The 11945-nt window shown below is 47.4% G+C and carries 10 protein-coding genes; 3 read left to right on the top strand and 7 right to left on the bottom strand.

Annotated features, from left to right (window positions below; translation table 11 throughout):
* Positions 1-6: 6 nt before the first annotated feature.
* The 6 genes from AC0YOA_RS08155 to AC0YOA_RS08130 all read right to left on the bottom strand — a co-directional run bounded on the left by AC0YOA_RS08155 (position 7) and on the right by AC0YOA_RS08130 (position 8712).
* Positions 7-873, bottom strand: a complete 867-nt coding sequence (locus tag AC0YOA_RS08155) for a carbohydrate ABC transporter permease (RefSeq protein ID WP_475786177.1) — start codon at positions 871-873, stop codon at positions 7-9.
* A gap of 65 nt (positions 874-938) precedes the next feature.
* Positions 939-1808 carry a carbohydrate ABC transporter permease gene (locus tag AC0YOA_RS08150; RefSeq protein ID WP_210037879.1) on the bottom strand — a complete coding sequence of 290 codons (870 nt, stop codon included), beginning with the start codon at positions 1806-1808 and terminating at the stop codon, positions 939-941.
* 88 nt (positions 1809-1896) lie between these two features.
* Positions 1897-3195, bottom strand: coding sequence for an ABC transporter substrate-binding protein (locus AC0YOA_RS08145; protein ID WP_475786176.1), 1299 nt, complete (start codon positions 3193-3195; stop codon positions 1897-1899).
* A 252-nt stretch (positions 3196-3447) separates the two neighbouring features.
* Entirely contained in the window at positions 3448-4464 is a 1017-nt protein-coding gene (locus AC0YOA_RS08140) for a response regulator transcription factor (RefSeq protein WP_475786175.1), read from the bottom strand.
* 27 nt (positions 4465-4491) lie between these two features.
* Positions 4492-6270 (bottom strand): sensor histidine kinase, encoded by a 1779-nt coding sequence (locus AC0YOA_RS08135; protein WP_475786174.1) that lies wholly within the window; start codon positions 6268-6270, stop codon positions 4492-4494.
* Positions 6271-6462: 192 nt separating this feature from the next.
* Complete coding sequence (locus tag AC0YOA_RS08130) at positions 6463-8712, bottom strand: rhamnogalacturonan lyase (protein ID WP_475786173.1); 2250 nt, start codon at positions 8710-8712, stop codon at positions 6463-6465.
* 235 nt (positions 8713-8947) lie between these two features.
* Between AC0YOA_RS08130 and AC0YOA_RS08125 the strand changes: the two genes are divergently transcribed.
* Positions 8948-9370 carry a DUF1801 domain-containing protein gene (locus AC0YOA_RS08125; protein WP_475786172.1) on the top strand — a complete coding sequence of 141 codons (423 nt, stop codon included), beginning with the start codon at positions 8948-8950 and terminating at the stop codon, positions 9368-9370.
* Between the two features lie 14 nt (positions 9371-9384).
* Here AC0YOA_RS08125 and AC0YOA_RS08120 read toward each other — a convergent pair whose 3' ends face one another.
* Positions 9385-9684, bottom strand: a complete 300-nt coding sequence (locus AC0YOA_RS08120; protein WP_210037885.1) for a MazG-like family protein — start codon at positions 9682-9684, stop codon at positions 9385-9387.
* Between the two features lie 350 nt (positions 9685-10034).
* On the opposite strand from AC0YOA_RS08120, the gene AC0YOA_RS08115 reads away from it, so the two are divergent.
* Positions 10035-10925, top strand: coding sequence for a helix-turn-helix domain-containing protein (locus AC0YOA_RS08115; RefSeq protein WP_475768340.1), 891 nt, complete (start codon positions 10035-10037; stop codon positions 10923-10925).
* An 85-nt stretch (positions 10926-11010) separates the two neighbouring features.
* Complete coding sequence (locus AC0YOA_RS08110) at positions 11011-11934, top strand: ABC transporter permease (RefSeq protein WP_210037887.1); 924 nt, start codon at positions 11011-11013, stop codon at positions 11932-11934.
* Positions 11935-11945: the final 11 nt, after the last annotated feature.

Here is an 11945-nt window from a genome sequence, read left to right as displayed (position 1 = left end):
CTGAATTTATCCCTTGGTCCCCGTAACCGCAATTCCTTCAATAAAATACCGCTGGGCGAACAAATAGATGATAATAATCGGAACCAGGGACATGGTGGTGGCAGCCAAAATAAGCGGATAGTCAGCACCGTTCACCTGTTGAAAATATCGGATTCCCATCTGGATGGTGTACAGATTTTCTTTGCTCAGGTAAATCAAGGGCTGAAGAAAATCATTCCATGACCCCAGCAAATTGAATATGCCTAACGTCACGAGCGCCGGCTTGGCCAAAGGCAGTACAATCCGAAAGAATATGCCGAATTCCGAACAACCGTCGATCCGGGCGGACTCGTTCAAATCATGCGGCAGTTGAATGAAAAACTGCCGGAGCAGAAAAACGCCGTACGGACTGAACAAATGGAGCAGAATTAACGCCCAATGGGTATTGACGAGGTCCAGATTCTTCATAATGGTAAATTGCGGTATCATAATCGCCTGGCCGGGAATCATCATCGTCGCCAAGTAGAGCAAAAACAATTTGCTGTTCCCTGGGAATTTCAGCTTGGCGAATGCATAGGCGGCAAGCGATGCGGAGATAAGCGACCCGGCTGTCGATATTACCGAGACTTTAACGGTGTTCCAATAAAAAGTGCCGAACGGAATTTTACTCCATACGTCGCTGTAATTCGACCATAATGGCTGCGTGGGGATAAGCTGCATGGAATGCTGGAAAATCGTCGCCTGATTTTTAAGCGAGCTGGACAGCATCCATATGAAAGGCAGGACGGTCACAATGCATACAACCAGAAGCAGGATATAGGTCGAAACGGTCCGAAGGACCTGTTTCTTGCCAAGACCCAATCTCTTTGGGCTTTCGCCCGCTGTCAGTTCCACAATCCGCGCTCCTTTCTATTCGATCAAGAATCTTTATGCAAAAGCGCCACTTTATGGGGTTATCTTTAATAGGTGACCCAACGTTTTTGAACCCTTAACTGAATGAGCGTCAAGATCAGGATGATGACGAACAAGACGTAGGACATCGCCGAGGCGGCGCCGAAGCGATAGTTCAGGAAGGCCGAATTGTAAATATAATACACGAGAACGTTCGTCGATCTTCCCGGACCGCCCTGCGTCATGGCCATCACGGTATCAAAGACCTGGAACGAGCCGATGACCCCTGTCACGGCGCTAAAGAAAATAACCGGCGACAAGCCTGGAAGCGTTACATGCAAAAATTGCTTGAACCGGTTCGCTCCGTCCAGCTCCGCCGCTTCGTACAGCTGGCGGGGCACGCCCTGCAGGCCGGCAAATAAAATGACGGCGTTATAGCCGACGCTTTTCCAGATGCTGACCAGCATGACGGCCGGCAGCGCCAGGGAGGTCGAAGCCAGCCAGCTTGGCGGATTACTGACGCCGACAAACCGCAGAATCGTATTAATCGGCCCGTATTGCGTAAACATCGCAGCCCAGATAATGCCGACAGCGATGGAGGCCGTAATATTCGGGAAGAAGTAGAGAACACGGAACACTTTTATTCCCCGCACCTTCACATTCATTGCAAGCGCGAGCAGAATGGACAGCGCAATGGTGACCGGCACGGTAACGACCGTGTAATAGATATTATTCCGCAAAGAAATGCCGAAGGTCTGATCTGTCAACAAATCCCGATAGTTATCCAGTCCAATAAATTTGATTGGTGTTAATCCGTCCCATTTCGTAAAGCTTAAATAAAGCGAATCCAGAACCGGGTATAAAATAAACACAAGCAAGCCGATCAGACTTGGCGCCAGGAACAAGTACGCGATACTGTATTGTTTAAAGCGGAGCATGTCTTCCCCCTCTTTGCTGTAAAGTTACGGCTTTGGCAGCGCCCTCTGCCCGCGGACGGGCAGAAAACGGTTGCGGAAATTTAGTTTATCATTTGACTTCTTTTTTGATGCGGTCCTGGATGTTCTTCATGGTTTGATCCAGCGACTGCGTCTTTAACAGATAGAGAGAAGACTCTTCTTTCACAATGTTGATTCCTTGATTGTACAGCGGATCCATCGGCACTTGACTCAGAACCTTGGTATCGTCCGAGAAGACGCTGACATGCTCCGGCGTTGTCACCTTGGTCAGATACGCCTGCTTCACGGCATCGGTGCTCCAGACCGTCAATAGTCCATTGCCGGCCATGATTTTCGCCGCTTCCTCCGAAGCGATAAATTCAGAGAGCTTCTTCGCCTCATCCATATGGCTCGTCTGCTTGTTCACCATGACGGCGGCGAACGAGCCTGTCGTAGCCGGCTCCGAGTCTTTCCAATGCGGCAGCGGAGCGACATCGTAGTTCAGCTTCACGCCTTTCTGCTGAATGGCGTCGTTCAGCATCTGTACGGCCCAGTCGCCGTTCCACATCATGGCTGCGCTTCCCTGAAGGAAGCGTCCCGCAAAATCGGCGCCCGCATTGCCGACCAGCTCGCCGAACGGCTGCTGTGCTCCGTCCGTATAGGTCAGGTTGTAATAGTACTCCAGCACCTGCTTGAATTTCGGCAGTTCTTCGGGGTTCAACGGGTTATTCGCCCCTTCGATGTTAGCCAGAACCCTCCACCAGGTGTTATCGGATTGATAACTCATGGAACCGTAAGTTTTATTCTGACCGCTTCCGCTTGTCAGCTTCTTGGCAGCCTCTTCATATTGATCCCATGTCCATGTTCCGTCGGGATATGGGACGCCCGCCTTGTCGAAGAGATCCTTGTTGTAGTAGAGCACCCACTTGCTGGTCCGATAGGGAAGGCCGTAGATGTGGTCGTCGTATTTAACCTGGCTGATCGGATCGGCAATTCCGGCCAGTTCCGGCGAGCCCGCCAGATCGTCCAGCGGCTCAAGCACCTGCTTGGAGATGTATTCAGCGAGATTTGAGGTGCTTTGGGTAGCGAATACATCCATATCTCCGCCTCCCGTCGACAAATTCACAAGAATTTTCTGGATATAGTCGTTGCTTGGCACATAGCTGGCATTGACTTTAATAGTCGGATATTTCTTCTCGAAAGCGCTTATAACTTGATCCATATAAGGCTGCTCATCGGTCCAATCATAGTAATTAAGCGTGACCTGTTTGTCGCCGGCTGCAGCAGAATCGGACCCAGCCGAGTCCGGCTTATCCGACGAGCAAGCGCTTAACAAACCGGTACCAACGACCATAAGGCCAACCAACAACGATAATGTAAGCCGTTTCATATTAAACCCCCATCTTTCGATCCCATAATCTTGATGTCGCGACCATCTGCGATTATTGTAACCGTTTTAATTTCCTATGGAAACGTGTTAACATTCGGAATAAGGAACAATTCTTCAGGTCTTTCCGCACCTGGCGAACAACCCGCCGATTCGCCGATAGAGCATTTTATGATCCAACTCCTTCAGAAAATTCAGGCAAAAAAGAATAACCCTCCAATCACATTGGAAGGCCGGGATGCCCCGTGTTGGCTATCAACTTTGAATACTGCGGTATTCCGTCGGCGTCATTCCCAGGAAACTCTTGAACATTTTACTAAAGGATCTCGGATCCTTATAACCCAGATATTCGGATATGTCGTTAATCTTTATGGTCGGGTCCATCAGCATGGTTTTGGCTTTTTCGATTTTTATGCGGGTTACGTATTGTATGAAGGTTTCCCCGCTTTTTTCCTTAAAGTATTCACTGAAATAAGTAGGGTTAAAATGAACATAATCCGCGACCTCGGCAAGCGTCAGCTGCTTCTGCAGATGAGTGTTGATGAATTCCTTGACCAATTTAATGATCTTATGGTCGCCTTTCTCGTTTCCTTCGATCTGCTTGATATAGGAAAACCGGATTTGGATCGCATGCCGGATATGGGATAAATTGCTCAGATCATTCGATGTAATAGGTAAATCCTTATCGAAGCTCTGGATGCGGTACTTACTGAAAAAATGATTCGTAATCCGCAGGATTTCATCCACATACTCCGTGATGGTCATCCGATCGCTTAACAAAGCCTGTCCATCCTCTATTGCGCCAAAAACACGGTCGGCGTCAAACGACTCCAGCGCATTCAGAAGCTGGAACTCAAACTGCTGAAGATTGGCATGCTGTATATCGGAACGCATGTTGATGCTTAAAAAATCCTTCTTGAAGCTTGTGAAAACGGCCAGTATGTCCTTGTCATGAATGGGCTTTAATAAATAATCATAAGCCCTTAAACGGAGCGCGCTCTGCATGAGGGCAAACTCGTCGTACCCGGTCAGAAAAACAACCGGAATCCGATAGCCCTTCCGGGTTAATTCATCCAACGTTTGAATGCCGTCCAATCCGGGCATCTTGATGTCGCAAAAGATCAAATCAAAGGAAGCTTGCTTGATCCGCTCGATCGCTTCTATACCGTTTGCCGCCTGTTCGACTAACCATTCGGGGCTCAGCCTCTCTACCATTCGAACGATTCCGGTACGAATCAGCCATTCATCATCAACCACCAATAAACGATGCATATCCGTTTTCTCCCTTCCCTTGGTCCATCAAATCCGTGTTCGGAGCTCGACTCTGGGGATTTTGATTTGAACGGTCATCCCCTCCCCATACTCGCTGATGATGGTTAAACCGAACTGCGGCCCGTACTCCAGCTGAATTCTTGAATGCAGGTTTTTAAGGCCGATTCCCGAGCTGCCAAACGTCAGCTCAGCTGCCTCATCGGCCAGATAGTCGTTCAATTCCATTTGATCGCTGGCCGTCATGCCCGTTCCGTTATCCTGCACCATGATGAATATACCGCTTTCATACGGCTGAACCGCAATCTTGATTTTTTTCGGTCCGTTCACTTGATCAAACCCGTGATGAATGCAATTTTCGACCACAGGCTGCAGCAGAATAGGAATCGTCATGCAATTCAAAAGCTCTTGATCCAGGTCATACTCGACGATCAGGGAATCTCCCGAACGAATCTGCTCTATTTTAAGATAATTCCGGATCTGATGAATCTCGTCGCGAAGCTCGACCTTCGAATCTTGTTTATTCAGACTGTAACGAAGCATGCCGCCGAGGGCTGAGGTAATCTCCACGATCCCCTCCCTGTCACCGATTTCCGCCAAAGCCCGGATCGCCTCAAGGTTATTAAACAAGAAATGAGGCCGGATTTGAAGCTTGAGATTATTGAGCTCCGCTTCCTTTTGCTTAAAACGAATTTCAAGCACCTGGTTGATCAGCTCATCAATTTTCTGATTCATTTTATTGAATGCTCTTCCGACCAGGCTGATTTCCAAATTACCGTTCAAGGAATGATAGGCCACGTTAAAATCACCCTTCTCCACCTTGCCCATCAGCATGCGGAGCGTCTTTAAAGGCTTCGTGATCGTATCGGACAACAAGACGGAAACAATGACGATGACCAGAACAATAAAAGCCATTACCGTGAGAATGGTTTTATATAATATGGCCTTTCCTTGATTCATCTCGGATTCAGACACCATTCCGACGATCTTCCACCCCGTATCCGCAGAATCGATATGATGAACAATCAGTTTATCGCTGGCCGTCTTAATATCCTGTATCCTGTCATTCGAGGCATCGATATTCGGCAGCGCTTCCATATAACGGTTATTTTTGCTGTAGATGGTCTGATGGTGGTCATCCAGCACAATAATATTCGAATCCTTGCCCAGATCCACAGGCTTGAAAATACTTTCCAGACCGGTAAAGTTCACATCGATGATAATAACGCCCAGGATCGGCCCATTATAAATCTTGATCGCTCTGACGACTGAAAAAGCGGGCTCCGGACGGTTAATAATACGTGAATCATTGACTTTTCCGGTAAAAACGACCTTTCCATTCGATGCAATCGCTTTCTTGTACCAGGGCGAGCTTTTGAAGTCATACTGATAATTAATGGCTACATCATAGAGGGAGCTTGAAAAAATCTGTCCGTCTCTCCTGTAAATGGATACGCTTTGCAGGTCCTCCCTGGGGTTGCGGATCGCCTGCGATAGAAGCCCTTGAATTTGTTTAAAATCCGAATCGCCGATATTCCCGGTTTGCTGCATAATATTCAAAATTTGGCTGTTATAATAGGGGAGAACCGACAGCCTGGTCAGTTCATCCAGATAGGTGTCCAAATGTTCATTGACCAGATTTACAGTATTGACCACATTGTTATCCATGCTCTTGGTAATTTGATTGCTATAGATCCAGCTTGACAGCACGGTCAGGAATATCATCGGAATAAGGACCAGAGGCATAAAGGTAATAATCAACTTTTTTTTAAACGTACGGGTTTCCCAATAATTTTTTAGCGCTGGCAAGCTGACACCTCCATGTTGTACCAAACGGCTCTGTGCTGTCTGAGTTCATAATGAATAATCTTCAATAGTCATTGTAATTGCAGCTTAGGGATATGTACAGGATGGAAAAGACAAAATCCCCTGCCGGCCATAAGCCGCAGGGGATTCGATCTAAGAAGAGCACTCGGCAAGCACAAGGGCGAGCCAACCGGATTAGTGTACCTTAATGCTGTCACTGCCGGTAAAATGGTTTCCATCCTCCAGCACTCCGTTAACCTTCACTTGGACCTCGCCGGTTTGCGCCGAAAGGAGGTTAATCAGCTGTTGCCGGTCAAATTTAACCGTAAATCCCTTGGAACTATCCCCTTTGGCATCTCCCCCTTGCAAAGTGCCGCCATTCACGCTCATGGAAACGGATGACAACCTTATATTGGAGTCTCTATTGTATTCCGAGATATTTATATGAACCGTCACAGAATGATCTCCTCCATGGCTCTTAAGATTCAGCGAGCCGGGATTTACTTTTACATCCGCGATATACGTTACATAAATGTTAGGCGCTGGAGGCTGTATCATACCTTCTCCCAAATAATAGCTGGTATGCGGAGGCTGGTTGTAAGCTACATTCTGCCAAGCCACGTCCAGACGGTATAGCGGGTCGTGCATGAGCGTAGGAAGGCGATGCTCCGTAATCGCTGTCGTCGTATAAATTCGCAGCGCGCTGCTGTCGGCTGTTCTCCAGATCGCTTCTTCCCGCCAGTCGCCCAGAATATCGGCCTGCAGGCTTGGAGTGCCTTTCGTAGAATTATTGGACAGCGTCCCTTCCGCAGTCAATAGGTTGTTGGTCTTGACATTTACATAATCCCATTTGTCGATCTTGCCGGGACCTGCTCCTATGGCTGAATTGTAATTATGATCCAGAAGCTCACGAAGCAAATCACCATCCCACCAGATGCCGAAGTTAGTAGAAGATGGCGTAGAGCTGCTTATTTTTTGGCCTTTTACGGTATTTAGGCCAACACCGGAGCCGGCCCATTGTTCTTCGCCCAAATAGGTAGGATCGATATCGGCCGACATCCCCCTGCCCGTATCTGTACCTGTAAATATCCCCCAGATGGTTTGGCCTGTAGAGGCATCCCAAACCGCTGCGCCATACGGGGAATCCTTATGCTCCATGACTTTAAATACTTCCAGACCCGGCCTGTCGGGATCCAGATCCCCTACATGAAGCGCATCGCCATGACCCAACCCTGTGCCATACAGAACTTGACCGTCCTCGCTAAAGGTCATGGCACCGTAAACAATTTCATCCCTCCCGTCGCTATCCACATCGGCCGCAGTCAAATTATGATTCCCCTGGGCTTCATAGGCGGGGTTGCCGTTGCTGTTAAAGGACCATTGTTTGGTGAGCTTGCCGTCTCTCCAATTGTAGGCTGCCAATGAGGTTTTAGCGTAGTAGCCGCGAGCCATGACCAGACTCGGTCTTTTGCCGTCGAGGTAGGCAATAGTTGCAAGAAAACGGTCGACACGATTGCCGTAGTCATCACCCCAATCGGTGACATTTCCCCGCGCTGGTTCAAAAGGTACGGAAATCATTTCTTTCCCGGTTGCGCCTTCAAACAAGGTGAGATATTCCGGACCGGATAACACGTAACCTTCAGCAGTCCGGAAGTCCACGTTCGGGTCGCCTATGACTTTTCCCGTGCCGTCTATGGCACCGTCAGCCGTTCTCATGGCCACTTCCGATTTACCGTCACCATCCAAATCATAAACCATAAACTGCGTGTAATGAGCTCCGGCGCGAATGTTGCGGCCGAGTGATATTCTCCACAGAAGGGTACCGTCCAGCTTATAGCTGTCGATATATACTTCACCGGTTACACCGCTTTGTGAATTGTCCTTGGAATTGGAAGGATCCCACTTCAGAATAAGCTCGTATTGACCGTCCCCATCCACATCCCCGACACTTGCATCGTTAGCGTTATACGTGTAGACAGAACCATCCTGATTGGTCCCGTCAGCCGGCTTTTGCAGGGGAACATCGAGATATGATCCACCCCAAACGCTCACTTCATCAGACGCTGGCTGCTGCATGCCGTTCAAGACGGCTCGAACCGTGTATGCGGCACTTGTCGTTCCTGATGCATCCAGATAGTTGGTGCTGGTGAAGATCGGAGCGTTATTTACTTTTTTTCCGTTACGGTAAAGATTAAATGAAATATCAGACGGTTCTGTACCCAGCAGCCGCCAGCTCACGAAGACACCCCCATCGGTTTTAACCGCCACCAGTCCGCGGTCCAAATATTCCATCTGTCTCTTCTCTTGCGCTTGCCCGGTTACAGCATCCGCGGGATTTGCTGTAACCGTTTGCAAAGGTGAGCAAACAGCCGCAATTTGGATGGAGCCAAGCAAGCACAATCCGGTTTTCTTCAGAGATCGCTTCCAGTTCCGTACGTTTCCCATTAACTAGAGCCTCCTATAATTGGTTATTTATCACAATTATTGTGACTCCTTAAACCTAATTCATTGGCAGTTTTACAGCAATAGGATTTTTTTGCAAACAAGATAGTATTAATTCAATAGAATAGTTCAAGTTAAATTTTCGGCATCCGCATTTCCGATTTTGACAGCCTGTCTGCGTACATGATACTGTAACTTTAAGTCTTGCACTGTGTAAAGTAAGGGAGAGATCCTGCCTATGTATGAACAGAAAACAAAAGAAACCGACAACTCTGTTATTGAGTTTATTGAAACTGTCGAGAATCTTAAGAAACGTGAAGACGCCTATAAGCTGCTGGATATATTTACAGAAACGACTGGTTATCCTGCGAAAATGTGGGGACCCAGTATAATCGGGTTTGGTTCGTATCACTACAAATACGATTCTGGTCACGAGGGTGATGCCCCGCTCGTTGGCTTTTCACCCCGAAAAGCCAAGATCAGCCTGTATTTTGCGACAGGTGACATGGAGCGGGAGGCGCTATTGCAGAAGCTCGGAAAACATACATCAGGGAAAGCCTGCGTCTACATTAACAAAGCAGCCGACATTAATCATGAAGTTTTGAAGGCGCTGATTAACCAATCTGTAAAGTTTCTGAATGAGACCTACCCAAAACAATAAAGTGATCTATCACATTACCATGTTCTGGTCTTATTGATCTCTGTCTTTTTCTGAAAAGACTGTTCCAGGTCGATATCCAGCTTATTGGCAAGGTCGCAGATATTCCACACTATATCGTACATTTCCAGACCAAGACGATCTTTGATTTCTTCCATCTTCTCATGGTCCGGATGATAGGAAATATGCAATAGCTCCCTGACCATCTCTCCTACTTCGGTAACCAGAAAAAGCGATCTTTGTTCAATGGTAGACTTGTCGAACCCCTTCTCGATACTGAATTCTTTGGTATGTTTTTGCATCTCGGATATTTGCATGATTGAACAACCTTCCTGGTCATCATTATTATTTATGCATGAAACACTGAAATTTAACCCGTTGATAAAGTGAGACACTCCATTATAAGGAGCGGCCTCGCTTTTTTTCTGTCGGGATGCCTCTTAAAGCTCCATCACGTTTATTGTATAAACACGATACATTATACTATTAACGCCGTGTTAGTTGAATAGTTCAACAAAATGGAAGCCATTATTAGCCGGCTTATTTACAGAAATCAAATATGGTTAACAATGGTATACTCTAAATATAAATAACCTGTAAAGACTGCTCCATTATGGGAGAACCTTATTATTCAACAAATTTGAATAAATAGTAAGGAGCGATGGGCATGGCACAAGCGTATTCTGCGGAAATCCCGAAGGAAAAACTGATATTAGCTAAAAAATATCCTGTTCAGGTTGTCGACACGATTGGCGTCAACGCCCACTACCAGAGGCTTCATTGGCATGATATATTGGAAATCAACTTCATTAAAGCCGGGACAGGCTATTACATCATTAACGGACAGACGTTTGAATTTCAGCAGGGAGATATTTTGCTCATTAATTCAAATGATCTTCACCGCGCTTACGAGACAAAAGATCTGGTCATGCAGGTCATATCGTTCGATGCTTCCTGGTTTATGAGCAGCCTCCGGTACGATCCCGTCATCCTGTCGCCATTTAAGGAGATGGGGGTTAGTTTTACGAATCTGCTCGACCGGAATAATCAGCAAATCGGGATGCTTCGCTCGCTTCTGCTGGAAATTCAGGATGAGCATAACCGCAAAGAAAGCTCCTATGAATCCATCGTTTACTCCATTATGCTCCGTTTCCTGGCTACCGTTAACAGACACTTCCGCAATACAAGCATGAACCGCGCCAAACAGGCCATCAACGCCCAGCAATTAGAGAAAATACGCAACGTCATTCATGCGATGGAGGAAAATTATACCCATGCATGGACGCTGGAAGAGCTTGCCTCGCTCGTTTACCTCAGCCCCTCCCGCTTCAGCGATCTGTTCCGGTACGCGGTCGACACTCCGCCTTTGCTTTATTTGATTCATATCCGCCTGGAACGCGCTATTGAGCTGCTTGAAAGCAATACGATGAAAATTATGGATGTTGCCCATGAATGCGGCTTTCGCAGTTTATCCAATTTCAATCGCCTGTTTAAGAAGCATATCGGAGCCTCGCCTAAAAAACTCAAGAACCAAGAGTGGAAACAAACAGTAAGATAGTGTTGCTTTATAAGCGATTTGATGGAGAATAACGGCATTTGTCCCTCTATAATAAGGAAATAAGGAATTGTTAAGGGGGAATCAGATGCTGCAGACGAAAACCTCCAGACTGACACGTTTGTGGCGGCAATGGGATATTCAACTCATGGTAGTGCCGGCATTGCTTTTCATATTTGTGTTCAGTTACATCCCCATGTACGGAGTATTAATGGCCTTTCAGGACTACAGCATCTTCAAAGGTTTTCTGAACAGCCCCTGGGTAGGCTTTAAGCACTTTGAGATGTTTTTTCAGGCACCTGAGTTCTGGACCATTATGCGCAACACGTTAGTCATCAGCATACTGAAGCTTGGCATCGGTTTCCCGGCCCCCATTCTATTGGCGTTAATTCTGAACGAAGTCGGTCACCGCACCTTCAAGCGCATCGTGCAAACCATCAGCTATTTGCCCCACTTCCTGTCATGGGTGATCGTGTCCGGATTCGTCATTTCCATGCTGTCTACGGATAATGGGAGTATCAACATCCTGCTGCAGGCGCTTCACATTATTGATGAGCCGCTGAATTTCCTGTCGATTCCCGAATACTTCTGGGCCATTCTCGTGGCGACAGGAGTATGGAAGGAAATCGGTTTTGCCTCTATCGTTTATTTAGCCGCGATTGCAGGCATAAACCCTCATTTATACGAGGCCGCCGCTATAGACGGAGCCAGCAGGATCAGGCAGATCTTTGCCATCACCCTCCCTTCAATTATGCCGGTCATTATCGTATTCTCGATTCTGGCAATCGGCAATCTGTTGAACGCCGGCTTCGAGGACATTCTCCTGTTAGCCGCAAACCCTGTGCTCCGCGACGTCAGCGATGTCATTGAAACTTACGTATACCGCGTCGGCATTAACAATTCCAGGTTCTCGTATGCAACGGCTGCCGGGCTCTTCAAAGCCGTTATCAGTGTCGGACTTTTGGCAGGCGCTAACTATCTGGCCCGAAAGTCAGGCAACAGCTTATGGTAGCGGGAAAGAGA

It is taken from the genome of Paenibacillus sp. JT22N12, from assembly GCF_056269365.1.
This window is presented reverse-complemented; position numbering and strand designations above follow the sequence as displayed.

Coding starts and splice junctions, on each gene's coding strand:
- AC0YOA_RS08140 (WP_475786175.1), bottom strand. CDS start 4,464: ATGCATCGTTTATTGGTGGTTGATGATGAATGGCTGATTCGTACCGGA.
- AC0YOA_RS08130 (WP_475786173.1), bottom strand. CDS start 8,712: ATGGGAAACGTACGGAACTGGAAGCGATCTCTGAAGAAAACCGGATTG.
- AC0YOA_RS08150 (WP_210037879.1), bottom strand. CDS start 1,808: ATGCTCCGCTTTAAACAATACAGTATCGCGTACTTGTTCCTGGCGCCA.
- AC0YOA_RS08110 (WP_210037887.1), top strand. CDS start 11,011: ATGCTGCAGACGAAAACCTCCAGACTGACACGTTTGTGGCGGCAATGG.
- AC0YOA_RS08115 (WP_475768340.1), top strand. CDS start 10,035: ATGGCACAAGCGTATTCTGCGGAAATCCCGAAGGAAAAACTGATATTA.
- AC0YOA_RS08145 (WP_475786176.1), bottom strand. CDS start 3,195: ATGAAACGGCTTACATTATCGTTGTTGGTTGGCCTTATGGTCGTTGGT.
- AC0YOA_RS08125 (WP_475786172.1), top strand. CDS start 8,948: ATGTATGAACAGAAAACAAAAGAAACCGACAACTCTGTTATTGAGTTT.
- AC0YOA_RS08120 (WP_210037885.1), bottom strand. CDS start 9,684: ATGCAAATATCCGAGATGCAAAAACATACCAAAGAATTCAGTATCGAG.